General features: G+C 41.5%; 26 protein-coding genes. 5 read left to right on the top strand and 21 right to left on the bottom strand.

Features of this window, described 5'->3' with window-relative positions; genetic code table 11:
* Positions 1–9 precede the first annotated feature (9 nt).
* The 12 genes from prfB to D8847_RS04125 all read right to left on the bottom strand — a co-directional run bounded on the left by prfB (position 10) and on the right by D8847_RS04125 (position 9,758).
* Positions 10–1,105, bottom strand: a protein-coding gene (gene prfB / locus D8847_RS04060) for a peptide chain release factor 2 (RefSeq protein ID WP_096753628.1) whose coding sequence is annotated in 2 segments (ribosomal slippage) — positions 10–1,032 and positions 1,034–1,105 — 1,095 coding nt in all. Because the reading frame shifts where the segments join, the coding sequence is not laid out codon by codon here.
* 110 nt (positions 1,106–1,215) lie between these two features.
* A complete protein-coding gene (locus D8847_RS04070) occupies positions 1,216–1,872 on the bottom strand; it encodes a CBS domain-containing protein (RefSeq protein WP_125840694.1) in 657 nt (218 codons plus the stop codon).
* 340 nt (positions 1,873–2,212) lie between these two features.
* Entirely contained in the window at positions 2,213–2,923 is a 711-nt protein-coding gene (locus D8847_RS04075) for an ABC transporter ATP-binding protein (RefSeq protein ID WP_125840695.1), read from the bottom strand.
* Positions 2,923–3,687, bottom strand: coding sequence for an ABC transporter ATP-binding protein (locus tag D8847_RS04080; RefSeq protein WP_001186016.1), 765 nt, complete (start codon positions 3,685–3,687; stop codon positions 2,923–2,925). Before D8847_RS04080 ends, D8847_RS04075 begins: the two co-directional genes overlap by 1 nt.
* Positions 3,687–4,643, bottom strand: coding sequence for a branched-chain amino acid ABC transporter permease (locus D8847_RS04085; protein WP_000856262.1), 957 nt, complete (start codon positions 4,641–4,643; stop codon positions 3,687–3,689). The genes D8847_RS04080 and D8847_RS04085 overlap by 1 nt, the downstream gene beginning before the upstream one ends.
* Positions 4,644–4,646: 3 nt before the next feature.
* A complete protein-coding gene (locus D8847_RS04090; RefSeq protein WP_125840696.1) occupies positions 4,647–5,516 on the bottom strand; it encodes a branched-chain amino acid ABC transporter permease in 870 nt (289 codons plus the stop codon).
* A gap of 119 nt (positions 5,517–5,635) precedes the next feature.
* Positions 5,636–6,796, bottom strand: a complete 1,161-nt coding sequence (locus D8847_RS04095) for an ABC transporter substrate-binding protein (RefSeq protein WP_125840697.1) — start codon at positions 6,794–6,796, stop codon at positions 5,636–5,638.
* 88 nt (positions 6,797–6,884) lie between these two features.
* Positions 6,885–7,154, bottom strand: coding sequence for a YlbG family protein (locus D8847_RS04100; RefSeq protein ID WP_125840698.1), 270 nt, complete (start codon positions 7,152–7,154; stop codon positions 6,885–6,887).
* A gap of 78 nt (positions 7,155–7,232) precedes the next feature.
* The gene (gene clpP / locus D8847_RS04110; RefSeq protein WP_000613469.1) at positions 7,233–7,823 is read right to left on the bottom strand and encodes an ATP-dependent Clp protease proteolytic subunit ClpP; all 591 of its coding nucleotides are present in this window, start codon (positions 7,821–7,823) and stop codon (positions 7,233–7,235) included.
* A gap of 173 nt (positions 7,824–7,996) precedes the next feature.
* Positions 7,997–8,626, bottom strand: coding sequence for a uracil phosphoribosyltransferase (upp, locus tag D8847_RS04115; protein ID WP_000515974.1), 630 nt, complete (start codon positions 8,624–8,626; stop codon positions 7,997–7,999).
* Between the two features lie 88 nt (positions 8,627–8,714).
* Positions 8,715–9,182: a deoxycytidylate deaminase gene (locus tag D8847_RS04120; protein ID WP_000136990.1), complete on the bottom strand. Its 468-nt coding sequence runs from the start codon at positions 9,180–9,182 to the stop codon at positions 8,715–8,717.
* A gap of 18 nt (positions 9,183–9,200) precedes the next feature.
* A complete protein-coding gene (locus tag D8847_RS04125) occupies positions 9,201–9,758 on the bottom strand; it encodes a TetR/AcrR family transcriptional regulator (RefSeq protein ID WP_125840699.1) in 558 nt (185 codons plus the stop codon).
* A gap of 124 nt (positions 9,759–9,882) precedes the next feature.
* On the opposite strand from D8847_RS04125, the gene D8847_RS04130 reads away from it, so the two are divergent.
* From D8847_RS04130 to D8847_RS04145, 4 genes are all read left to right on the top strand, one after another.
* On the top strand, positions 9,883–10,728 hold the full coding sequence (locus tag D8847_RS04130; RefSeq protein WP_125840700.1) for a DegV family protein: 846 nt from the start codon (positions 9,883–9,885) through the stop codon (positions 10,726–10,728).
* A gap of 57 nt (positions 10,729–10,785) precedes the next feature.
* Positions 10,786–11,967 (top strand): NAD(P)/FAD-dependent oxidoreductase, encoded by a 1,182-nt coding sequence (locus D8847_RS04135; RefSeq protein WP_125840701.1) that lies wholly within the window; start codon positions 10,786–10,788, stop codon positions 11,965–11,967.
* Positions 11,968–11,980: 13 nt separating this feature from the next.
* The gene (locus tag D8847_RS04140) at positions 11,981–12,502 is read left to right on the top strand and encodes a DUF1697 domain-containing protein (RefSeq protein WP_125840702.1); all 522 of its coding nucleotides are present in this window, start codon (positions 11,981–11,983) and stop codon (positions 12,500–12,502) included.
* A 10-nt stretch (positions 12,503–12,512) separates the two neighbouring features.
* A complete protein-coding gene (locus D8847_RS04145) occupies positions 12,513–12,968 on the top strand; it encodes an 8-oxo-dGTP diphosphatase (protein ID WP_125840703.1) in 456 nt (151 codons plus the stop codon).
* 28 nt (positions 12,969–12,996) lie between these two features.
* Here the strand turns inward: D8847_RS04145 and D8847_RS04150 are convergent, their stop codons facing one another.
* Positions 12,997–13,737, bottom strand: a complete 741-nt coding sequence (locus D8847_RS04150) for a MerR family transcriptional regulator (RefSeq protein ID WP_125840704.1) — start codon at positions 13,735–13,737, stop codon at positions 12,997–12,999.
* Positions 13,738–13,988: 251 nt separating this feature from the next.
* Here D8847_RS04150 and D8847_RS04155 point away from each other — a divergent pair, with 251 nt between their 5' ends.
* A complete protein-coding gene (locus D8847_RS04155; protein ID WP_125840705.1) occupies positions 13,989–15,329 on the top strand; it encodes a sodium-dependent transporter in 1,341 nt (446 codons plus the stop codon).
* A gap of 40 nt (positions 15,330–15,369) precedes the next feature.
* Here the strand turns inward: D8847_RS04155 and manA are convergent, their stop codons facing one another.
* The 8 genes from manA to D8847_RS04200 all read right to left on the bottom strand — a co-directional run bounded on the left by manA (position 15,370) and on the right by D8847_RS04200 (position 24,115).
* The gene (gene manA / locus D8847_RS04160) at positions 15,370–16,314 is read right to left on the bottom strand and encodes a mannose-6-phosphate isomerase, class I (RefSeq protein ID WP_125840706.1); all 945 of its coding nucleotides are present in this window, start codon (positions 16,312–16,314) and stop codon (positions 15,370–15,372) included.
* A gap of 120 nt (positions 16,315–16,434) precedes the next feature.
* On the bottom strand, positions 16,435–17,874 hold the full coding sequence (locus D8847_RS04165; RefSeq protein WP_125840707.1) for a 6-phospho-beta-glucosidase: 1,440 nt from the start codon (positions 17,872–17,874) through the stop codon (positions 16,435–16,437).
* Between the two features lie 128 nt (positions 17,875–18,002).
* Positions 18,003–18,263 (bottom strand): SemiSWEET family transporter, encoded by a 261-nt coding sequence (locus tag D8847_RS04170; protein ID WP_001291473.1) that lies wholly within the window; start codon positions 18,261–18,263, stop codon positions 18,003–18,005.
* 217 nt (positions 18,264–18,480) lie between these two features.
* Positions 18,481–18,828, bottom strand: a complete 348-nt coding sequence (locus D8847_RS04175; RefSeq protein WP_125840708.1) for a VOC family protein — start codon at positions 18,826–18,828, stop codon at positions 18,481–18,483.
* A 154-nt stretch (positions 18,829–18,982) separates the two neighbouring features.
* Entirely contained in the window at positions 18,983–20,758 is a 1,776-nt protein-coding gene (gene spxB, locus D8847_RS04180; RefSeq protein ID WP_125840709.1) for a pyruvate oxidase, read from the bottom strand.
* Positions 20,759–21,084: 326 nt separating this feature from the next.
* Positions 21,085–23,328: a heavy metal translocating P-type ATPase gene (locus tag D8847_RS04190; RefSeq protein WP_125840710.1), complete on the bottom strand. Its 2,244-nt coding sequence runs from the start codon at positions 23,326–23,328 to the stop codon at positions 21,085–21,087.
* Positions 23,329–23,337: 9 nt separating this feature from the next.
* Complete coding sequence (locus tag D8847_RS04195) at positions 23,338–23,709, bottom strand: cupredoxin domain-containing protein (protein ID WP_061852751.1); 372 nt, start codon at positions 23,707–23,709, stop codon at positions 23,338–23,340.
* 10 nt (positions 23,710–23,719) lie between these two features.
* On the bottom strand, positions 23,720–24,115 hold the full coding sequence (locus D8847_RS04200; RefSeq protein ID WP_125840711.1) for a CopY/TcrY family copper transport repressor: 396 nt from the start codon (positions 24,113–24,115) through the stop codon (positions 23,720–23,722).
* Between the last annotated feature and the right edge of the window lie 152 nt (positions 24,116–24,267).

A 24,267-nucleotide genomic window follows, 5' to 3' on the forward strand; every position in this document is an offset into this window, starting at 1 on the left:
CTTTCTATCTTAGCTGATTCGCCACTTGAGGTAGGCATCGATAAAACCATCAAGGTCTCCATCCATCACCTTATCTACCTGAGCAACTTCAAAGCTTGTACGGTGATCTTTTACCATAGTATAAGGCGTGAAAACATATGAACGGATTTGACTTCCCCATGTGATTTCTTTTTTCTCACCTTTGAGGGAATCAACTTCCGCAGCTTTCTTTTCTTGCTCCATCTGATAGAGCTTAGCCTGCAACATCTTCATGGCACGATCTCTATTTCCATACTGGGTACGATCGACCGTTGATTGGACGACAGTTCCTGTAGGAATGTGTGTCAAACGCACACCTGTTGAAACTTTATTGACGTTTTGTCCACCAGCACCACCTGAACGGAAGGTATCCATTTTGATATCATCTTCACGAATTTCCACTTCGATGGTATCATCCAGCTCAGGCATAACCTCTACGGATGTAAATGAAGTATGGCGACGTTTGGCAGAGTCAAATGGCGAAATACGGACCAAACGGTGAACACCCATTTCTGATTTAAGTAGGCCATAAGCATTAGGTCCTTCAAAAGACAAGGTAACAGACTTGATACCTGCTTCATCACCAGCCTGGTAATCCAAGACTTCTACTTTAAAGCCTTTGGCATTTCCATAACGAGTATACATACGAAGCAACATATCGCCCCAGTCCTGTGCCTCAGTACCACCAGATCCTGGATGGATTTCCAAGATTGCATTATTATGGTCATAAGGTTCTGACAAGAGAAGGGTCATCTCGTAGCTGGTCATCATCTTATCCAGTTCTGTCAACTGTTCGACCAGTTCATCATGGACTGACTCGTCTTCTGCTAAAAAGTCCAATAAAATCTCAACTTCATCCTGCAACTCTTCCATTTTACGGAAGGTGTTGTAGGTGTTTTTTAATTCATTCAATTCTTGCGACGTTTTTTGGGCCGCGATATTATCGTTCCAAAAATCAGGTTCTGTCATCTTGTTTTCCAAGATGGCAATCTCTTCCTCTAGGCCTTCGAGGTCAAAGAGACCCCCTAAAAGAAGCTAATTTTTCACGATTTGCGTCAATTTTTTGACGAATTTCTGAAATGTCCATAGATACTCCTTTTCATATCGTTTTATTATACCATAATCTCTCATTTCTTTCCATATTTTGCTTTTCACCGCTTTTGATGGCAGAAGAAAAGAGGCTCTAAAGCCTCTTGTTTAAAGGACTTTGGCAGAGGTATGAGTGATCTCCTCCACTTGAATTCCTTCTTTTTCAAACTTATCCTTTAATGCAGTCAAATCAATTTTTCCATCAATTTGAACTTCGATGACGACCTTGCCATCCTTACGCGGAATATTAACTGTGTGCGAGATATTTAGATTTTCTTCTACGATTAGAGCTACAATTTTTCCCAGTACTCCGACTTCATTTTCTGTAATGAAACGAACACGAATACCCTCTTCTCCGTATCCGGCGATTTCCAAGAAAGCCTGAAAAACATCGCGGTCTGTAATGACACCGTAGACCTGATGATTGTCTACGACTGGTAATATCCCAATTTTATTTTTCAGCATCAGATAGGTTGCATCTTCTAGACTAGCATAGCCAGAAACAGTCACGACATCTCGAATCATTACATCTTTTACTTTGGTTTTATTCAGAAGATAATTCATCTCATAGATAGAGAGACTGGTTGCTTTAGATGGGCTGGCTTCCGCAATGGTTCCTTCTGTTACCAATCCGACTAATTGATCGTTTTCGATAACAGGTAAACGGTGCAAACCTTGCTCGCGCATCAAATCTGCTGCGTGTGCTACAGTCGTATCTGGACTGATATAAACTACCTTACGGGTCATGAAATCTTTAACTGCCATGAGACTTCTCCTTCTCTATTTCTACTTTCATTATACACTTTCTTACACAATCAATCAAACGCTTTCAGCTTTTTTCAAAACACTAAAAAATCTAATCTCTTTACAAAAAAGAGCTCTGGTTTCGAGCTCTCTGAATGAGGGATTAGCAATCCTCATTCGGTTTTATTTCATCACTTAGAAGATCTCTTTACAATCCTTATATGCCGACTAAAAAGGTCCCCCGGACTATATTGATGATTACTTCGTAATCTCCATCTGCAACCTAAACTAGTCTCCCAGACTAGAGGAGAATTGCTTGCGCAGTCCTTATCTGCCGACTAAAACAATCCACTGGATTGTTTTAGCCACCTAGGTATGCTTTTCTGACTTCTTCTGATGAGGCGAGTTCTTTTCCTGTTCCTGATAGGACAATCTTTCCTGTTTCAAGTACATAACCACGATCAGAGATAGCGAGGGCCTTGTTAGCGTTCTGTTCAATCAAAAGGACGGTTGTTCCTTGCTTCTGAATATCTTGAATGATATCAAAAATTTCTTGGATAAAGATCGGGGCAAGTCCCATTGACGGCTCATCCAAAAGAAGGAGCTTAGGTGTAGACATGAGAGCGCGTCCCATAGCCAGCATCTGCTGTTCACCACCTGAAAGAGTTGCCGCATCTTGGTTTTTGCGTTCTTCCAGACGAGGGAAACGTGAAAAGACTTTTTTCAAGTTTGCTTGATTTTCTTCACGATTTTTCTTTAAAAAGGCTCCCATTTCCAAGTTTTCCATAACAGTCAAGCCAGGGAAAACATGGCGTCCCTCAGGAACTTGTGAAAGGCCACCTGCCACGATTTTTTGAGCTGGCAACTTTTGAATTTCTTTTCCAAAAAACTCAATTTTACCAGCACTTGGACGAACCAAACCTGAAAGGGTACGAAGAATGGTTGTTTTACCAGCACCATTGGCACCGATAAGGGAAACAACTTCTCCTTCATTAACCTCGAAACTCACATCACGAACTGCTTGGATCATACCATAATGTACAGAGAGGTTTTCAACTTTTAACATAGGCATTAGGCTTCACCTCCTAGATAAGCTTCGATAACTCGTTTATTCGTCTTAATTTCGTCAGGAGTTCCCTGAGCAATCAAGCGACCATATTCAAGAACATAGATACGCTCAGTGACTTCCATAACCAAATTCATGTCATGTTCGATCAGCATGATGGTAATTTTAAATTCATCTTTGATACGACGGATCAATTCTGTCAATTCAGCTGTTTCTTGAGGATTCATCCCAGCTGCAGGTTCATCCAAAAAGAGGATTTTAGGTTCAGTTGCCAGAGCACGAACGATTTCTAATCGACGTTGTTGGCCATAGGCCAGATTCTTCGCAAGAGTATCTGCGTCACCATCCAAATCAAAAATCTTCAGCAAGTCCAAAGCTTTGCTTTTTAATTCTTCCTCGTTCTTATAAAAAGCTGGTAGGCGTAGGAAGCTCGCAAGGACATGTTGTTTATGATGATTGCTAAACGCAATCAAAACATTTTCCAAAACTGTTAAGTCCTTAAACAGACGAATATTTTGGAAAGTACGACTGAGTCCAAGTGAAGCAATCTTATAGGGAGTTTTCCCATTTAGGAGGTGACCATCTAGTGTCACAGTACCTTCGCTTGGTTCATAAACACCGGTCAAGAGATTGAAAAGGGTTGTTTTACCTGCCCCGTTTGGTCCAATCAGACCGACCAATTCTCCCTCGTTCAATTCAAGAGTGACATCTCCAACAGCTGTTAGACCGCCAAAATGTTTGGTTAACTGTTTAACTTCAAGTAATGCCATTAGTTTTGTCCCTCCTTCTTAGATTTTTTAAAGAAACGTGATAGACTCAATTCCCATGTTCCAAGGAGTCCACCTGGTCTGAAAATCATCACCAATACCAAGGCCAAAGCGTAAATAATCATACGCACGCTAGCAACATCTTGAAGGAGCATATTTAAAATTCCTAAAACAATCGCTGAAACGATGGTACCAGTAATCGATCCAAGTCCACCAAATACAACGATAATCAACACATTGATGGAATTAATAAAGGTGTAATCTTTCGGTACAACAGACCCGATAAATCCAGCCTGAAGTGACCCTGCAATACTTGCAGTAATAGCACCAAAGACAAAAGCGATGATTTTAATTTTAGTTGTATTAACCCCAACTGACTCAGCAGCAATCTCATCCTCACGAACAGATAGAGTAGAGCGTCCGATTGGACTACGTAGGAAGTTGAGAGTTGCAATAGTTGTGATCACCACAAATAGATAAACCATTTGCCAGTTAGTAAAGTTTGGAATACCCAAGATACCAGCAGCACCGTTGGTCAAACTTCCACCATTAATGATAAAGATACGAATGATTTCTGAAACACCTAGTGTCGCAACAGCCAGGTAGTCACCCTTTAAACGAAGCGTTGGAATCCCAACGAGCAAAGCGACTGCACCAGAAATCAAAGCACCCAAGACCATTGCTCCAAAGAAAGCACCATAGGTTGGTGATTTTGAACCAATAATCGCTGCTGCATAAGCCCCAATCGCCATAAAACCTGCATGACCAAGTGAGAATTGTCCTGAAAAACCGACAATTAAGTTCAAACCTACTGCAAGGATGATATTAATCCCAATTTGTTCTAAAATTTGGACATGGAATAGATTGAGAACACCAGCAGAAACCAGTACACTAATCAATCCATAACCCGCTAACAGAAGGAATAACCAGAGAATATTTACTTTAAGATTTGTCTTCATTGTTTACACCTTCTCTTTCACATTCTTACCAAGGATACCTGCAGGACGAATAATCAGAATCAAAAGCAAGATCCCATAAACGATAGCATCACGGAAATCAGACATACCAAAGGCAGTAGCAAAAGTTTCCAACAAGCCAATCACAAATCCCCCTAGAGCTGCACCAGGAATAATCCCGATACCACCAAGTACGGCTGCAACGAATGATTTTAGACCTGGAGTCACGCCCATCAAAGGTTCAAGAGAGTTGTAGTAAAGGGCAATGAGGACACCTGCCGCACCAGCAAGAGCTGAACCCAAAGCAAAGGTAAAACTGATTGTACGATTTACATTAATTCCCATCAATTGAGCTGCGTCACTATCAACTGATACCGCACGCATGGCTTTCCCCATTTTTGTTTTTTGAACGATCAATTGCAATAAAACCATCAAGAGTACAGAAACTGCTAAAATCATTAATTGAATATTTGTCAAGCTAATTGGTCCCAAGTCAAAGCGGACGGTTTCAATTGCTTGAGGGAAGGCACGAGTATTGGCGCCTACTAGATAAACCATTCCGTATTCCAGTAGGAAAGACACTCCGATAGCAGTAATCAATACAGCAATACGTGTAGAGTATCGCAAAGGACGGTAGGCAAGAAATTCAATCACAACACCAAGTAGTGCGGTTCCTGCCATTGAAATAATCAAAGCTAAAAAGAAATCCATTTGGAAGGAATTAATCAAAAAGTAACCAATAAAGGCACCTATCATATAAATATCACCGTGGGCGAAGTTAATGAGTTTGATAATTCCATAAACCATGGTATAACCCAGGGCCAAAAGTGCATAAACACTACCCAGAATTAAACCATTCACAAGTTGTTGGAGCATAGCATTCACTCTTTTCTATCGTTATTTTTTAGAAAATTTCTCAATTTTCACAAGTTCATAAACACCGAAACAGGGAGTGAGTCAAAGGCTCATTCCCTATTTCAACTACTATTCTAATGTTATGGTTTTACAACTTCTGCTGCTTCTACTTTACCATTGTTCATGGTCATCATGTAAGCAGTTTTCACTGTATTGTGGTCAGCATCAAAGCTCGTTTGACCAGTTACACCATCAAAATCTTTTGTTTTAGCAAGGTTGTCCTTGATTTCACCTGAGTTTTTAGCACCTTTTGCAGCATTGGCTACTAGATAAACTGAGTCATAAGCCAAGGCTGAGAAGGTTGAAGGCTCTTCATTGTATTTAGCACGGTATGCTTCAAGGAAGGCTTTAGCTTTTTCAGAAACATCAACTGTAGTTGAGAATCCTGAGATGAAGTAAATGTTTGATGCTTTTTCAGCTGTTGCTTGTTGAACAAATTCTTCACCGTTAAATCCATCACCACCAACGATTGGTTTATCAATTCCCATACCACGGGCTTGGTTTACGATTTTACCTGCTTCTGTGTAGTAGCCTGGAACAACGATAGCGTCAAACTCTTTCCCTTTCATTTTAGTAAGGGCTGCTTGGAAGTCTGTATCACCTGCTACAAACGTTTCATCTGCTACAATCTCACCCTTGTAGGTTTCGCGGAAAGATTTAGCAATACCTTTAGCATAGTCACTAGCATTGTCAGTATAAAGAACAACCTTCTTAGCATTCAACTTGTTTGTGACATAGTTAGAAATAATCTTCCCTTGGAAGCTATCTTGGAATGTTCCGATAAATAGGTAATCTTGACCTTTGGTTAATCCATCTTGAGTGGCACTTGGTGAGATCAATGGCACTCCAGCTTTGGTAGCGTTAGCTACAGCTGCAGCAGTTGCACCAGATGTCGCAGGTCCTACAATAGCTGCTACTTTTGATTGGGTAACTAGGTTCGTTGTAACAGAAGCTGCTTCGGCAGTCTCTGACTTGTTGTCTTTGTCTACAACGTCGATTTGTTTTCCATCGATACCACCTGCTGCATTGATTTCATCAACGGCAAGTTGAGCTCCTTTTTGTTCAGATGTTCCGTAGGCTGCTACGGCACCTGTTTCTTCAAAATTAAATCCAATCTTAATTGTCTTTTCATCGACTGAGTTACCAGCAGCGTTTGAGGCTCCTGATTTGACCTCTCCACAGGCAGCGAGAAGGGCTACGCTAGCAAGGGCCACAAAAGATAGGGCAAATTTTTTCTTCATTTTTTATCTCCTTATAATATTGTTCCAAAATAGTATGTTAAGAATATACCGAATTATCAGAAAATTGTCAACCTTTTTATTCACTTTTTTAAATGATAACGTTTTCTTCATTTCGATAGAGATTGCCAACGAAGGGAGTTTCTAACTCTTGAATGTGACACCGTCTAATTTTCTTGATAAATCTTTCCTTACCTAATCTCTCTACTAAGTCATCTAACTCCGCAGTTGGAACATAGAGTTGCAAGTAACGATGTTTTTTGGAATGGTAACAGATATCACCGTATTCCTGAAGTTTTTTTGCATCCCGATTATAGTAAAGATAGATGATTAATCCCGATCGATTGACCTTTTCAAACATGATGAACCCTCTTTCTAAGAAATCTGCTCCTATTATATCAAAAAAAGCAAACCCCGTCGAGTTTGCTTTTTAGGTTGGTTAGCTCAAAGAGTTGTTGGCCATGATTTCATCAATGAAACCATACTCAAGTGTTTCTTGGGCACTCATCCAGTAATCACGTTCTGCGTCTACATGAATTTGCTCAACTGTTTTACCAGAGTTATCTGCAAGAATTTGCTCCAAAGTCTTACGAGTTTTAAGTAAGTGCTCTGCAGCGATTGCCATATCTGTTTGTTGGGTACCACCGCCTGTACCACCCATTGGTTGGTGAATCATGTACTCTGCATTTGGAAGCATGAAACGTTTACCTTTTGCTCCACTTGATGCAATGACAGTCCCCATGGATGCAGCCATTCCCATAACGATTGTTTGGACATCTGCCTTGATAAAGTTCATGGTATCAACGATTGCCAAACCAGCTGAAACAGATCCTCCAGGTGTATTGACATAAAGGTAAATATCTTTTGTGCTGTCTTGGGCATCCAAGAAGAGCAACTGAGCAATAACGGAGTTGGCCATGTTGTCTTCAACTGGACCTGTTAGCATGATGATGCGGTCTTTCAGAAGACGAGAGTAAATATCATAGGAACGTTCTCCACGGCTTGTTTGTTCAATAACTACAGGAATCATTCATTTCTCCTTTTAATGTTGAATTTTCTTAGTCTTACGACTCAATACAGAACTATTATATCTTTTTGGTCAAAAAAGGTCAAATTTTTGCTCTATTCTCTAAACAGAAACAAAAACTCAACCTCCTTTCAAGTCAAAAACGAACTTCTAGTTTCAGTATTTACTTTGGGATTTTATTTCGTACCGAACAAGCGGTCTCCAGCATCTCCAAGACCTGGAACGATATAACCGTGTTCGTTCAAGCGTTCATCCAAGGCTGCTGTAAAGATTTCTACATCTGGGTGTGCTTCTTGAAGAGCTTTCACTCCTTCCGGAGCGGATACCAGGCAGACAAACTTGATATTGGATGCGCCACGTTTTTTAAGGGAATCTACTGCCAAGATTGCTGAGCCACCTGTTGCCAACATTGGATCAACGACAAAGATTTGACGTTGGTCAATATCCTCAGGCAATTTCACCAAGTATTCAACTGGTTGAAGGGTTTCTTCATCACGATACATACCGATATGACCAACTTTAGCTGCTGGAACCAAGCTCAAGAGGCCATCTACCATCCCGATACCTGCACGCAAGATTGGGACAATCGCCAATTTTTTCCCAGCTAATTGTTTTTGAACGGTCTTTGTGATAGGTGTTTCGATTTCCACGTCTTCAAGTGGAAGATCACGAAGTACTTCATATCCCATCAACATCGCAATCTCATCTACTAGTTCACGAAAAGCTTTTGTAGAAGTATCTGTACGTCGCAAGATTGACAATTTGTGTTGAATGAGTGGATGATTAATGACTTCAATTTTTCCCATTTTCTGAGTTCCTTCTTTCAATTTATTCTTCTTATTATATCAAAAAACGGTTTAAAAAGCTTTCTAAACCATTTATTTTTATTAATTTTTAAATCAAATCTGCCTCTTGAAGAGCCGTCTGAACAGTCTCTAATGGTAAATGGGTCAACTCGGTGCCTTTTTCATGATAAAGGTACTGGGCATAGTCATCCATTCGGTACTGGTTGATATAAACCACGCGCTTACATCCAACTTGTAGCAGTTGTTTGGTGCAGTTCAGACAGGGAAAATGGGTCACATAGGCTGTAAATCCTCTTGGAACCCCTCGTTCAGCTCCTTGCAAGATGGCATTAACCTCGGCGTGAAGGGTTCGGACACAGTGTCCTTCAATGACCAGACATTCGTGGTCGATACAGTGCTCCGTTCCCGATACAGAACCATTGTAGCCTGTTGAAATGACTTTATTGTCCTTAACGAGGACAGCTCCCACCTTGGCACGTTTGCAGGTCGAACGATTGGCAATCAGTAAAGCCTGGGCTGCAAAGTACTCATCCCAAGCCAGTCTTTTTTCTGTCATAAGTATTCTCCTTATCCCCTATTTTTTGAAAAATGGCAAGCGTAAATCTGCAATCTTTTCAGCTGGAACCTTCATGCCATCCTTGATCCATTTGAGCAGAACCGATACNATGGCAGAACTCCAAAAGGAATGAAGGTAGCTGCTAACACCTTTTGATTTCCCGTGGTATTTTTCCAAAAATTCCTGCATAGCTTGGACGAAAATCTTTTCCAAGTGGTAGTCCAGAGCAAGTTGAATAACCTTGGCTTCTTTCTTGGCTGCTCGAAAAAGGTGAACCCATACTAGATAAAGGTCGGTTTTGACATCGTAGTGGCTCAACTGTTCCATAATGTTATGGACACTGCGTTTAAAGACGCTTTCCAAAATCTCTTCTTTGGAGTCATAGTTACGATAGAAGGCAGCACGAGAGACGCCAGCCCGTTTGACCAGCTCCGAAATGCTAATCTTAGCCAAGTCTTTTTTCTCTAGAAGTTGCAAAAGAGCCGTCTCGATTGCTTCTCTAGTTAAAAAATTGGATTCTTGATTTGATTTTCTGAGATTTTCAAGAGATTTTTCAGATATTTTACGTTCAGACATAACAATTTCTTTCTACTTGTGACAACAGAGAGGTGGTACTTTTGTTTCAAGGGCTTTCATGATATAATTGTAAAAAAAGACAGAACCTTTGTCAATGTATAAGTGACAAAGATGGAGAATTTCTATGACTTGGAAGATTGTAGCTGACTCTGGTTGTGATTATCGTCAACTGGCAACTCCTGCTATTGATACTGAATTTGTTAGTGTTCCTTTAACCATTCAAGTAGCTGATCAGGTCTTTATCGATGATGCCAATCTCGACATTGACCACATGATGGAAACCATGTATGCGACTTCTGAGGCTTCAAAATCAGCTTGTCCTAGCCCTGATGATTACTTGCGTGCATTTGAAGGTGCTAAGCATATCTTTGTCGTTACTATCACCGGTACTCTTTCAGGTAGCCATAATAGTGCTCAGCTCGCTAAGAATATCTACCTTGAAGAACACCCTGACACTCAGATTCATGTGATTGATAGTTTATCTGCTGGTGGGGAAGTTGACCTAATTGTAGAAAAAATCAATGACTTGATTGATCAAGGACTTTCTTTTGAAGAAATTGTTGAAGCGATTACAGCCTACCAAGAAAAAACGAAGTTGCTCTTTGTTCTTGCTAAAGTTGATAACTTGGTCAAAAATGGCCGTTTGAGTAAGCTTATCGGTGCAGTTGTTGGCCTTCTCAACATCCGTATGGTTGGGGAAGCAAGTGAAACTGGAACCTTAGAACTGCTCCAGAAAGCGCGTGGACCAAAAAAATCTCTTCAAGCAGCCTATGAAGAACTCATCAAAGCTGGCTACGCTGGTGGCCGTATCGTCATGGCTCATCGCAGCAATGAAAAATTCTGTCAGCAATTGTCAGAACGCTTGCGGGAAGGTTTCCAGCAAGCGGATATCAAAATCATCCCGACGTCTGGTCTCTGCAGTTTCTATGCAGAAGATGGCGGTTTGTTGATGGGATATGAAATTAACTAAGATTATGAGCAACAAGAGATGCCAAGCATCTCTTGTTTTTTGTGGTACAATAGAGCTATGAAACATTTTGATACTATTGTCATCGGTGGTGGACCTGCTGGCATGATGGCTACAATTTCCAGTAGCTTTTATGGTCAAAAAACTCTTCTCATCGAAAAAAATCGAAAACTTGGTAAAAAATTAGCTGGAACAGGCGGTGGTCGTTGTAATGTTACCAACAATGGAACCTTGGATGACCTAATGGCTGGCATCCCTGGAAATGGGCGTTTTCTTTACAGTGTCTTCTCCCAGTTTGATAACCACGATATCATCAACTTTTTTACGGAAAATGGTGTTAAACTCAAGGTCGAAGACCACGGACGCGTCTTTCCTGCTAGTGACAAGTCTCGGACTATTATCGAGGCCTTGGAAAAGAAAATCACTGAGCTCGGTGGTCAAGTTGCTACTCAAACAGAAATTGTTTCGGTTAAAAAGATAGACGACCAGTTTGTCCTTAAGTCCGCAGACCAAAGCTTCACTTGTGATAAACTTATTGTAACAACTGGTGGTAAATCCTATCCTTCTACTGGTTCGACTGGTTTTGGACATGAGATTGCCCGTCATTTTAAGCATATCATTACTGAGCTTGAGGCTGCTGAGAATCCTTTGTTGACTGATTTCCCACATAAAGCGCTTCAGGGGATTTCACTAGACGATGTGACCTTAAGCTATGGCAAACATGTCATCACCCACGATCTGCTCTTTACCCACTTTGGTCTATCCGGTCCTGCTGCTCTGCGTATGTCAAGCTTTGTCAAGGGTGGAGAAGTTCTTTCACTGGATGTTTTGCCTCAACTTTCTGAGAGCGACTTGGTAGCATTTCTAGAGGAAAATCGGGAAAAATCCTTGAAAAATGCTTTGAAAACTTTGCTTCCAGAACGCTTGGCAGAATTTTTTGTTCAAGAATATCCTGACAAAGTTAAACAGCTAACTGAAAAGGAACGCGAACAACTTCTCCAGTCCATCAAAGCCCTCAAAATTCCTGTGACTGGCAAAATGTCCCTTGCTAAGTCCTTTGTTACCAAAGGCGGTGTCAGTCTCAAGGAAATCAATCCTAAAACTCTGGAAAGTAAGCTCGTTCCTGGACTCCACTTTGCTGGCGAAGTACTGGATATCAACGCCCACACGGGTGGCTTTAACATCACTTCTGCCCTCTGCACCGGCTGGGTGGCAGGCTCCAATCCAATAAATACCAAATAAGAAAGGAAGTCCTTTGGAACATATTATTTTACTAAGAGGCGTTACTCCTAATGGAAAAAATGCTATCCCGAAAATGTCTTATTTGGTAGATATTTTGACAGAAGCTGGTTTTCAACACGTTCGAACCTATATTCAAAGTGGGAATATCATTCTTGAGAGTGACTCAGATTTAGAAGAAATACGAGAACGCGTTCATACTTTGATAAAGGAAAAAATTGGGGCCGACTTAAAAATGGTTATCAAGAATAAGAACGATTTTGAAAAGATTGTTCATGAGAATCCATTTAAAGAAGACTACCTTCATGATCGTGTGCATGTAATTCTTTATCAAGGACTTATCCAAAGTCTGCCACTAGAAAAATTGAAAACTGACTACGGCGAGGAAGAAATCTGTGTAGGCGATTACTGTCTCTACCTCTATCTTCCTAGAACTGCAAAACAAAAAAAGCTCAATACCAACTATCTTGAAAAATTGTTTGGCGTGGTTCTAACCATGCGAAAGTTNAACGTAGTGGAAAAGTTACTAACAAAATAGGAAAAACAATATGAACAGACGAGAATTAGTCGAATTTGTCAATATGTGTATGATTCAAAACGGAGATAAGGTTCTGGTTCAAGACCGAGTTAGTCCTAACTGGCCTGGCATTACTTTTCCTGGTGGTCATGTTGAACGTGGCGAATCCTTTGTCGATGCTGTCATTCGTGAAGTGAGAGAAGAAACAGGTCTGACCATTTCCAAACCCCAACTCTGTGGTATCAAAGATTGGTATGATGATGAGGATTACCGTTATGTTGGCCTTTTTTACAAGACAGAACACTTTACTGGTGAACTCCAGTCTTCAGACGAAGGAAAGGTATGGTGGGAAGATTTTGAAAATCTCTCTCAACTAAAACCTGCCACCGATGATATGTCTGATATGCTTCGTGTTTTTTTGGAAGATGATCTCAGTGAATTCTTCTACTATAAAGACGGCGAAGACTGGCTTTATGATTTGAAGTAAAAAATAGGCTAGGAAATCCCTAGCCTATTTATTCTGCATTTGTCTGAACGTAAGCCGCAATGACATCTGACGTGTACTGGGCTGTTCCAGAACCAAACTTGTCAATGTTTTCCTTAAACTCTGGGTTATAGACGTAGCCTTTTCCGATATGGCCGAAGACCTCAATAGAGCAGTCAAATCCATAAGTACGAAGAGCTTGCCAGAGCTTAGCTGCTTGCTCTTGGTTTTCAGCTGCTGTTTCAGGCAGACCAGCTTGAAGATTTTGAGCCAAGGCTTGAAAGACTTGGTTAAAGGCAGTCGTAGCCTCGTCTTCACGTCCTTTTTGGCGCTCGAGGGCCTGATCCATGACTTCTTGACCATATTTTTCTACCGCTTCTTGGTGGTATTTTTGATTGTCTTGATAGCTAAATCCAGTGAATTTTTCCTCAATCGTCATTTTTCTTTCTCCTTTTTGTTCTTGAATGGTTTTTTGCAAGGTGGAAATCAAGGCATCCAGATGTTGCCTTTCTCGAGTCAAATAGTCCAACTGTCTAGTCAAGTGAGGCAATAAATCTGTCCTTTCTTCCTTTAATAGCTCCGCTATCTTTTCTAAAGAAAAGCCTAGATATTTGTAGTAAAGAATGACCTGAAGGCGTTCCAAATCCTCTTGACTGTAGGTTCGATAGCCGTTTTCCGACTTTAAAGGAACCAAAATTCCTATCTTATCGTAGTGATGCAGGGTCTTGACAGAGACGCCCGAAAGCTGCGCAGCTTCTTTTATATGGTACATGATTTCCTCCTTACAATGATAGTATAACCCCTCCCCTTAGGTCAGAGTCAAGCGCTTTTGCGAAAATTTTTTAACTTTTTGAGAAAGGTGTGAAAACTTGAAAATGGTTTTCTTGACAGGCCTTAGAAAACATGATAGGATAGTCAAGTCTATCAATCAAACAGTAGGCTCATAGAGAGCCATTGAGAGAAGGCTATTTGACAACTCAAGTAGCCTTTTCTTATTTAAAAAACGAGATTGGAGTTTCAACTATGTCAGAAAAATCGCAATGGGGCTCGAAACTAGGCTTTATTCTAGCATCTGCTGGTTCAGCCATCGGGCTTGGTGCCGTTTGGAAGTTTCCCTACATGACTGCTGCTAATGGCGGTGGAGGCTTTTTACTGGTCTTTCTCATTTCTACCATTTTAATCGGTTTCCCGCTCCTGCTGGCTGAATTTGCCCTAGGTCGTAGTGCTGGCGTTTCCGCTATCAAAACCTTTGGAAAACTGGGCGACAATAACAAGTATAACTTTATCGGTTGGATTGGTGCCTTTGCCCTCTTTATCCTTCTATCCTTTTACAGTGTTATCGGAGGATGGATTCTAGTCTATCTAGGAATTGAGTTCGGAAAACTATTCCAGCTTGGCGGTACGGGTGATTATGCTCAGTTATTCACTTCAATCATTTCAAATCCAGCCATTGCTCTAGGGGCTCAAGCTTCCTTTATCTTGTTGAATATCTTTATTGTATCACGTGGGGTTCAAAAAGGGATTGAAAGAGCCTCAAAGGTTATGATGCCTCTGCTCTTTATCATCTTTGTCGTGATCATTGGGCGCTCTCTCAGCTTGCCAAATGCCATGGAAGGCGTTCTTTACTTCCTCAAACCAGACTTTTCAAAACTGACCAGTGCTGGTCTCCTCTATGCTCTGGGACAATCTTTCTTTGCCCTCTCACTAGGGGTGACAGCCATGCTGACCTATGCGTCCTACTTGGACAAGAAAACCAATCTGGTCCAGTCAGGGATTTCCATTGTAGCCATGAACATCTCGGTATCCATCATGGCAGGTCTAGCCATTTTCCCAGCCATGTCAGCCTTCAATATCCAGTCTGAAGGGGGACCCAGCCTGCTCTTTATCGTCTTGCCTCAACTCTTTGACAAGATGCCCTTTGGAACCATTTTCTACATTCTTTTCCTCTTGCTCTTTCTCTTTGCGACGGTCACTTCTTCTGTCGTGATGCTGGAAATCAATGTGGGCAATATCACCAATCAAGACAACAGCAAGCGTGCCAAATGGAGTGCTATTTTAGGAATCTTGACCTTTATCTTTGGGATACCTTCAGCCCTATCTTACGGTGTTATGGCAGATGTTCACATCTTTGGAAAGACCTTCTTTGATGCTATGGACTTCTTGGTTTCCAATCTTCTCATGCCATTTGGAGCTCTCTGCCTGTCACTTTTTACAGGTTATATCTTTAAGAAGACACTTGCCATGGAGGAACTGCATCTTGATGAAAGAGCCTGGAAACAAGTACTTTTCCAAGTCTGGCTCTTCCTTCTTCGTTTCGTCATTCCAATTATCATCATTGTGGTCTTTATCGCCCAATTTATGTAATCAAAAAGGACTTGAGTAGTGAACTCAGGCCCTTTCTTTTTTATGGATGACTAACAATCAATTCCAAATCTTGCCCTTCTAAAGTCCAAGATTCAACATCACTTGGTAGGATAAAGTGGCTCCCTTTTTGGATTGGATAGTTTTTCCCGTCAACAGTCAGTTGACCCTGACCAGCCAAGACACTCAACAAGCTGTAGTCAGCTGTCTTTTCAAAGTCAACTTTTCCAGTAATTTCCCACTTGTAAACTGCAAAGAAATCATTGGATACAAGGAGAGTGGAACGTAAATCATCTGCTTTGATAGTCACAGGACGGCTATTGGCAGGCTCTCCAATGTTTAAAACATCGATGGATTTTTCAAGGTGAAGTTCACGCAAGTTGCCCTTGTCATCCTTACGATCAAAGTCATAGACACGGTAGGTAGTGTCACTAGACTGCTGGGTTTCAAGAATCAAGATGCCCGCACCGATAGCGTGCATGGTACCACTTGGTACATAGAAGAAATCTCCAGCCTTAACTGGCACTTTTGTCAATAGACCATCCCAGTCTTTAGCTTCTATTTGCTGGCGGAGTTCTTCTTTTGATTTGGCATTATGACCATAGATAATCTCTGATCCCTCATCCGCTGCAATGATGTACCAGCACTCTGTTTTTCCAAGTTCGCCTTCATGCTCTAGTCCATAGGCATCGTCTGGGTGAACTTGGACGCTGAGCCAGTCATTGGCATCGAGAATCTTGGTCAAAAGTGGAAATACAGGCTCTGGACGATTGCCAAACAATTCACGGTGCTCCGCATACAATGTGGCTAGGTCTGTTCCCTCAAAGCGCCCATTAGCGACCTTAGAAACTCCATTTGGGTGGGCTGAAATAGCCCAGTATTCCCCGATTTTTTCACTTGGAATGTCGTAGCCAAACTCATCACGTAGCTTGGTACCACCCCAGATTTTTTCTTGCATGACTGATTGTAAAAATAATGGTTCTGACATGTCGATCTCCTATCTGATTTTTCTCCCCTCATTATAGCAAAAAGCTAGGTCTTATTGAACTCTTTTTCCTATCTTATAAAGTAGGGAGAAGATTTTGTAAAAATAGTGAACAAATGTGCTCTACTCAATACTTGCACCATTGCTGGCAATGACATCCTTGTACCAGTAAAAGGATTTCTTCTTACTCCGTTTGAGACTTCCATGACCTGCATTATCACGATCCACATAGATAAAGCCATAGCGTTTATTCATTTCGCCTGTTCCAGCTGAAACCAAATCAATACAGCCCCAAGTCGTATAACCAAGCAAGTTAACTCCATCTTGGTATATGGCATCTCGCATAGCCTTGATGTGGGCCTCTAAGTAGGCAATCCGATAGTCATCTGCTACATAGCCATTTTCATCTGGCGTGTCCATGGCGCCGAGTCCATTTTCTACGATGAACATAGGCTTTTGGTAACGATCCCAGATGGCATTGAGGGTGATACGAAGGCCAAGTGGGTCAATCTGCCAACCCCATTCTGAGGATTCAAGATAAGGATTTTTGAGAGAGGCAAAGACATTTCCAGCAGCTAATTCTTTAACTTCTGGATCCCCTGAGGCCACTCGACTTGCATAGTAAGAGAAGGAAACAAAGTCAACAGTATAATTCTTCAATAAGTCTAGATCCTCTGCCGTCATTTCTATCTTGATTCCCTCGCGTTCCCACTGCTTCTTGGCGTAGTTTGGGTATTCCCCACGCGCTTGAACATCAATGAAGAAGTAACTCTTGCGATCTTCCTCCATAGCAGCCCAGTAGTCTCTCGGATGGGCTGTGTTAGGATAGTATTGCCCTGCTGCCAACATACATCCCACCCTGTTTTCTGGGTCAATTTCGTGGGCAAGCTTAGTCGCCATGGCCGAGGCTACCAACTCATGGTGGGCGGCTTGGTATTTAACCTGTTCTTGATTTTCTCCTTCTTCAAAACAAAGCCCAGCTCCCATAAAAGGTGCATGAAGAATCATGTTGATTTCATTGAAGGTAAGCCAGTATTTGACCAAACCCTTATAACGGGTAAAGAGTGTACGACAAAGTTTTTCATAGAAGTCTAACATCCGACGATTGCGCCAACCACCGTATTCTTCAATCAAATGCATAGGACAGTCGAAATGCGTAATAGTCACCAGAGGTTGGATCCCATACTTGTGACACTCCTTAAATAAATCCTCATAAAAGGCCAGACCAGCTTCATTTGGCTCTGCTTCATCTCCCTTAGGAAAAATCCGAGTCCAAGCAATGGAAAGTCGATAAGTCTTAAAGCCCATTTCCGCAAAAAGAGCAATATCTTCCTTATAATGATGGTACATATCAATGGCTTCTTTTGCTGGGTAAAAATAGCCCTCCTCAAAAGAAAACATCTTTTTCTGACCTGTGATAATGGCTTCACGGTCAGGTCCAATGGGTACCACATCGACATTAGCAAGACCTCGACCATCCTGATTATAAGCACCCTCGCATTGATTAGCTGCCGTAGCACCACCCCAGAGAAATCCCTCTGGAAATTGTAGTATTTCTGTCATCACTTTACCTCACTTGGTTTGATAGTTCTATTATACTAAAAAGGGGGCAAAAAGTTTGAAAATATATGGATAATGATGGTACTAATCTTGCTTACATGTACAAAAAAAGACTGAAATCAGTCTTCTTTTTAAATCAAAGCTGTGATAGCTGTTACTAGACCAAAAACGATACCTGGAGCATTGGCAGCTGCAAGTGGAATATCTCTTTCCTTTTTGAAAAGACCGTAGTAAACCCAAAGACTACAGTTAATGGCTGCGACCAAGGGTTGGATGAAGTTCCCTTTTTGACCAGCCAGGTTGTTCATAATTTGTGGGAAGTAAGACACGTACATCATAACAGACATGAAGGTCGCTACCCAACCCAAAATTTTCATTTGTTTTTCAGACATTTTCAAAACCTCTTTTATTTTTATGAATCATATTTTATAATCTTTTTTCAAAACAATCAAGACTTTGAAGCTTTTGTTATGAAGATGTAAACTATCACAATCTTGTGATAAGAAAGAGGAAACAGAAAAAGACCGGATTGCTCCGATCTTTTAATAATTCACATCCTCAATTTCTGTTTTAAGAATAGCTAAGGTTAGCTTCAAATGATTAAGCGACCTATTTCATATGATAAAAATCAATCACTAGACCAGCAGGGCCTTTAACTAGTAGAGACTCCGTTCCCCAATCCGTTTCACAAGGGCCGTGTAAAATCTCAGTACCAATTTCTTTCAACCGTTGATGATTCTGGTCTACATCCTCAACCTCGATGTGAAGAATGATTCCTGACTGAAAGTTTTCCAAAGGAATCAAATGATTTTGGGACAACATAAGACAGTGACTGCCAATCGTAAACTGAGCAAAATCGTCATCAACATAGTCTGCCTTTTTATCCAAAAGCCGCTCCAAGTCAGCACAGACTTGGGGAACATTTGAAACGATAATATCTAATTGATTTAAATTCATTTACTATCCTCCACAAAAAGACCGGATTGCTCCGATCTTTTCAAGTTCTGCTCTAAGAAAATCAAAGAATAAACAAGGAATCGAACCGCAGGCAGTACTGGGGTACGTCAAGGTGAAGATGACACAGTTTACATTTGATTTTCGACGAGAAGAATTATTTGATTGCGCGTGATTGCAAACCTTCTTCTTCCAAGAAGAGGCGGAATGGTACGAGTTCTTCTGCTTCGTATTTTTCCTTGAAGGCTTTGATTGCTTCTTCTGAGTGTTGTTTTGGATCCAACTCAAGTACTTCTACTGGAAGTGGACGGTGTTGCGTGATGCGGGCATCAATGACAACAGTTTTACCTTCTTTGTTGAGTTTGACAGCTTCTGCAACAACTGCATCGATGTCTTCGATACGGTCAACTGTAAATCCAACAGCTCCTTGAGCTTCAGCGATTTTCGCATAGTCAGCATTAGGGAAGTCACAACCAAACAAGTGTTTGTTTGTGTCTTCGTATTTGTCCTTGATGAAGGCATATTTACCATTTGAGAAGACAACGTTGATAACTGGAAGGTCGTATTGAACGTTTGTGATAACGTCTGGGTAGCACATGTTGAATGCACCGTCACCCATGATGTTCCATACTTGGCGATCTGGATTGTCTTTCTTAGCAGCGATACCACCAGGAAGGGCAATACCCATTGTCGCAAAGAGTGGAGATGTACGCCACATGTTCTTAGGTGTCATGTGAAGGTGACGAGTAGATGTTTGAGTAGTGTCACCTACGTCGATTGAGTAGATAGCATCTTGATCAGCATGTTTGTTGATAGCATTATAGACTTGGTACAATTGCAATTCACCCTCAGTTTTACCTTCGAGTTTGTTCATGTAATCACGCCAGTTTTGGTTGTTCTTAACGTTTGCACGCCACCATGGAGTAGATTCTACTGGGTTTACTTTGTCAAGGATTGCTTTCGCTGCTTGACCTGCATCACCAAGGATAGAAGCATCAAGGGCATGACGTTTACCAAGTTTGTAAGGGTCGATATCGACTTGAATGAATTTTTCAGTGTTCTTGAAGGCTTCGTAAACTTCAGCAAATGGGAAGTTTGAACCAATAAAAAGAACTGTGTCTGCTTCAAAGACCACTTCGTTGGCTGGTTTCCAACCAACACGGTAAGCAGAACCTGTCAAACCTTCATAGTTCCATTCGAAAGCTTCAAAGTTTTTACCAGTTGTGATGATTGGTGCTTTGATTTTACGTGACAATTCAGTAATCACTTCACCAGCTTTAACACCACCGTAACCAGCATAGATAACTGGGCGTTCAGCATTGTTCAAGATTTCAACAGCTTTGTCAATTTCAACTTCGTTCAAAGCAGGAGCGATGAATGAACGTTCGTATGAACCTGAACCGTAGTATGAGTTTTCGTCGATTTCTTGGAAACCGAAGTTTACTGGAATTTCAACAACAGCTGGACCTTTTTTAGAAACTGCAGCACGGCAAGCTTCGTCAATTACTTTTGGCAATTGCTCAGCGTAAGCGACACGTTTGTTGTAGACAGCGATACCGTTGTACATTGGGTTTTGGTTCAATTCTTGGAAGGCATCCATGTTGAGTTCGTTAACTGGACGTGATCCAAGGATAGCAAGAAATGGAGTGTTATCCATAGCTGCATCGTAAACACCGTTAATCAAGTGAGTCGCACCTGGACCACCTGAACCAACTGCAACCCCGATTGAGCCGCCGAATTTAGCTTGCATGACCGCTGCAAGAGCACCTGTTTCTTCGTGGCGAACTTGCAAGAAGCGGATATCTTTGTCTTCAGCCAAAGCATCCATGAGTGAGCTGAGTGTTCCTGATGGGATACCGTAGATTGTGTCTACGCCCCATGTTTTCAATACGTTGAGCATTGCTGCTGATGCAGTAATTTTCCCTTGAGTCATAATGATAACTCTCCTTCAAATATTTTTAAAACTTGATAAATCCGTTTTCATATATTAATTGGAAACGTTTCAGCAAATTTTTACTCTACTAATTTATCACATTTATTTTGACTTTACTAAGAATCTGCTCAGAAGTTTTTATTCTCTATTACAGTACAGTTTAAAAACGTTTTTAGAATCTGTTTTATAATAATACTCAATGAAAATCAAAGAGCAAACTAGGAAGCTAGCCACAGGTTGCCCAAAGCACTGCTTTGAGGTTACAGATAAAGCTGACGTGGTTTGAAGAGATTTTCGAAGAGTATAAAAAGCGAGCAAGCTCGCTTTTAGTCTATTTTACTAAAGTTTAGCATGAGTGAACTGGTTAAAACAGATACAGAACTAAAGGCCATGGCTAGACCAGCCAGTTCTGGGTTGAGGGCCAGTCCAACACCCGAAAAGACTCCTGCTGCAATCGGAATTCCGACGACATTGTAGATAAAGGCCCAGAAAAGATTGAGCAGAATACGATTAAAAGTTTTCTTACTCATGTCGAAGGCACGCACCACGCCTAGGAGGTTATTGGTTGTCAACACCAAATCTGCTGACTCGATGGCAATATCTGTTCCAGCTCCCATAGCAATTCCCACATCTGCTACACTAAGGGCAGGAGCGTCATTGATACCATCACCAACAAAGGCTACTTTACCAGCCTGTTGTAGTTGATGGATTTCATGGGCTTTTTCTTCTGGCAAGACACCTGCAATGACCTCTTCGATTCCAATCTGATCTGCAATCGCACGCGCCACACCTGCATTGTCTCCTGTCAGCATGACTGTTTTAAGACCTCGTTTTTTCAACTGACTGATGGCAAGCTTGGCATTTCCCTTGGGAATATCTTGCAAGGCAAGCAAGCCTTTGATTTCATTGTCAACAGCCAAGTACACAACTGTCTTAGCTTCTTTTTCCAGTTCTTCAAGTTTTTCCTGATAAGCACTAGAAATATCCATTCCATTTAGCATTTTGGCATTTCCAAGCAGAACTTGTTTTCCATTGATTTGCCCTGAAACACCTTTTCCGTGCAAGGCTTGGAAATTTTCCACAGTTTGAATCTCAAGTCCAGCTTCACTCGCTCGCTTGACAATGGCCTCAGCCAGTGGGTGTTGGGAAGCTTCTTCCAAGGAGGCTGCCAATCCAAGCACTTCTACTTCGTCGCCGATGATATCTGTGACCACAGGTTTCCCTTCCGTCAAAGTCCCGGTCTTATCAAAGACAATAGTTTGAACTTTCTGGATTTCCTGTAGAACCGTTCCATTTTTGAGGAGAACCCCCATCTTGGCACTGCGACCTGTCCCCACCATAAGAGCTGTCGGTGTTGCAAGACCCAAGGCACAAGGGCAGGCGATAATCAAAACAGCCACTCCATAGAGAAGAGAAGAGACAAAACTCGCTCCAAGCACGACTACACTATCCCTGAGCAAGACAAACCATACCCAAAAGGTCACAATCCCTAAAATGACAACCGCTGGTACAAAAATCCCTGAAATCTTATCCGTCAAATCCTGAATTGGTGCTCGGCTGGTCTGGGCTTTCTTCACAAAGTCCACAATCTGAGCCAAAACTGTCTCTGAACCAACTTTTTCTGCCCTAAAAACAAGTGTTCCACTATTATTGATGGTGGAGCCAATCACAGTATCTCCAACTGTTTTGTCTACTGGCAGGCTCTCACCAGTAACCATGGATTCGTCAATACTGGAGACACCTTCGACTACAACCCCATCAACCGCAATCTTTTCACCGGGACGCACTCGAATCAGGTCACCTACCTTGACTTGCTCCAAGGGGACTTGAACATAGCTATCATCACGCAAGACTTCTGCTGTTTTAGCTTGCAAATCTAGTAATTTCTCTACAGCTTGGGAAGTATTTTTCCGCATTTTTTCCTCAAAAACGGCTCCCAAAAGAACGAAGAAGAGGATAAATCCAGCACTTTCAAAGTAAACAGGGAGACCAGCAAAGAGAGCAACTAGGCTATAGAGATAGGCTACTAGAGTTCCCAGTGCCACCAAGGTATCCATATTTGCATTGTGCTTTTTAAAGCTGGCCCAAGCACTCTGAATATAAGGACCACCGGCCACTAGCATGATAGGTGTTGTGGCTAAAAAGGTGCCCCAATGCATGACTGGATGACTAATCGTCCCTGTCAACATCCCAATCATGAGGATCACAAGAGGCAGGGTAAAGATGCTAGTAATCCAAAAACGCTGTAAAAGTGACAAAGATTTTCGAGTCTTCTCAACGACTGTATAGCTTCCTTTTTGCATCTTCATCCCACAAGAAAATTCATGTTGACCTAATTCTTGAGGTGTAAAACGAATTGTCTTCTCCTCGTCTACACCAATTGGTTCTAGAATTCCTTCTTCTTCAAAAAGGATTTCCTTGTAACAGTTTGAAGGGGTTGCACGATGAAAGGTAATCTCAGCGGGAATTCCTTTTTGAAGCTGGATATGGGCTGGATGGTAGCCTTTGTCTGCCGTGATACGGATTTTTTGAATGCCATTTTCTAGGCTTGCTTTTACAATTTCAGTCATCTCATTCTCCTATTCTACAATCATCTTACCGTGCATCATATTCATGCCACAAGAGAAACCATACTCTCCAGCCTGTTCAGGTGTGATTTCCACTACATACTCTTCACCCATAGGCAAGTCCGCATGCACTCCAAAATCTGGGAAAACAATCTGATCTAGGCAGGGTGAAGGGTCCTTACGGTCAAAGACGATACGGGCTGGCACTGATTTCTTAAGAATAATCAACTCAGGCGTATAGCCCCCTTTGACTTCCACTCGAATCTCTTGGTAGCCCTTTTTTTGCTGGGCCTTTTGTCCAGATTTTTCAGGCTTTTTGAAAAACCAAAACAAGATAAACGCGATAAGGGCAATACAAATAATGGTTACAATGCTATTTAACATGACGTCTCCTTTACATACAATTACATTTTACTTCTGTTACAGCGCTTGATTTCTTCTCAGAAATCACAGCTTCCAAGTCTTCCAAGTCAGCCTGAGTGAAATCACATTCCACAATCAAATCAGCCAACAAGTTCTTAATCCTACGAGAACAAACCTTGTCCTTGATATCTTGGACAAGTAAATCCCGACTTTGGTCCAAAGTTAAAAGGGCTGAATAGACAAAGAACTTGCCTTCTTTTTTCCTTGTCAGACNCTCTTTCTCAACCAAACGAGCCAAAAGAGTTTGAATGGTCGACTTGGACCAGTCGAACCGCTCCGCCAGAACCCTGATCAAATCCGTACTGGTCTGCTCTCCTTGCATCCAAATAATCTTCATGACCTGCCATTCTGCATCTGAAATCTGCATAATCACACCTCCTAAATCTACATTTGTCGATTACAGTTATTAGTATACTCCGAAAATCTACATTTGTCAACTATAATTTTTATTATTTTTTCGAAAAATAGAATTTTAACCATTCGGTAACGGATTTGCAGTCAAATTTTACTATATAAACT

This window comes from Streptococcus mitis, assembly GCF_003942795.1.
Taxonomy (GTDB): domain Bacteria; phylum Bacillota; class Bacilli; order Lactobacillales; family Streptococcaceae; genus Streptococcus; species Streptococcus mitis_BJ.

Coding starts and splice junctions, on each gene's coding strand:
- D8847_RS04070 (WP_125840694.1), bottom strand. CDS start 1,872: ATGGCAGTTAAAGATTTCATGACCCGTAAGGTAGTTTATATCAGTCCA.
- D8847_RS04075 (WP_125840695.1), bottom strand. CDS start 2,923: ATGCCTATGTTAAAAGTTGAAAACCTCTCTGTACATTATGGTATGATC.
- D8847_RS04080 (WP_001186016.1), bottom strand. CDS start 3,687: ATGGCATTACTTGAAGTTAAACAGTTAACCAAACATTTTGGCGGTCTA.
- D8847_RS04085 (WP_000856262.1), bottom strand. CDS start 4,643: ATGAAGACAAATCTTAAAGTAAATATTCTCTGGTTATTCCTTCTGTTA.
- D8847_RS04090 (WP_125840696.1), bottom strand. CDS start 5,516: ATGCTCCAACAACTTGTGAATGGTTTAATTCTGGGTAGTGTTTATGCA.
- D8847_RS04095 (WP_125840697.1), bottom strand. CDS start 6,796: ATGAAGAAAAAATTTGCCCTATCTTTTGTGGCCCTTGCTAGCGTAGCC.
- D8847_RS04100 (WP_125840698.1), bottom strand. CDS start 7,154: ATGTTTGAAAAGGTCAATCGATCGGGATTAATCATCTATCTTTACTAT.
- clpP (WP_000613469.1), bottom strand. CDS start 7,823: ATGATTCCTGTAGTTATTGAACAAACAAGCCGTGGAGAACGTTCCTAT.
- upp (WP_000515974.1), bottom strand. CDS start 8,626: ATGGGAAAAATTGAAGTCATTAATCATCCACTCATTCAACACAAATTG.
- D8847_RS04120 (WP_000136990.1), bottom strand. CDS start 9,182: ATGACAGAAAAAAGACTGGCTTGGGATGAGTACTTTGCAGCCCAGGCT.
- D8847_RS04130 (WP_125840700.1), top strand. CDS start 9,883: ATGACTTGGAAGATTGTAGCTGACTCTGGTTGTGATTATCGTCAACTG.
- D8847_RS04135 (WP_125840701.1), top strand. CDS start 10,786: ATGAAACATTTTGATACTATTGTCATCGGTGGTGGACCTGCTGGCATG.
- D8847_RS04145 (WP_125840703.1), top strand. CDS start 12,513: ATGAACAGACGAGAATTAGTCGAATTTGTCAATATGTGTATGATTCAA.
- D8847_RS04150 (WP_125840704.1), bottom strand. CDS start 13,737: ATGTACCATATAAAAGAAGCTGCGCAGCTTTCGGGCGTCTCTGTCAAG.
- D8847_RS04155 (WP_125840705.1), top strand. CDS start 13,989: ATGTCAGAAAAATCGCAATGGGGCTCGAAACTAGGCTTTATTCTAGCA.
- manA (WP_125840706.1), bottom strand. CDS start 16,314: ATGTCAGAACCATTATTTTTACAATCAGTCATGCAAGAAAAAATCTGG.
- D8847_RS04165 (WP_125840707.1), bottom strand. CDS start 17,874: ATGACAGAAATACTACAATTTCCAGAGGGATTTCTCTGGGGTGGTGCT.
- D8847_RS04170 (WP_001291473.1), bottom strand. CDS start 18,263: ATGTCTGAAAAACAAATGAAAATTTTGGGTTGGGTAGCGACCTTCATG.
- D8847_RS04175 (WP_125840708.1), bottom strand. CDS start 18,828: ATGAATTTAAATCAATTAGATATTATCGTTTCAAATGTTCCCCAAGTC.
- spxB (WP_125840709.1), bottom strand. CDS start 20,758: ATGACTCAAGGGAAAATTACTGCATCAGCAGCAATGCTCAACGTATTG.
- D8847_RS04190 (WP_125840710.1), bottom strand. CDS start 23,328: ATGACTGAAATTGTAAAAGCAAGCCTAGAAAATGGCATTCAAAAAATC.
- D8847_RS04195 (WP_061852751.1), bottom strand. CDS start 23,709: ATGTTAAATAGCATTGTAACCATTATTTGTATTGCCCTTATCGCGTTT.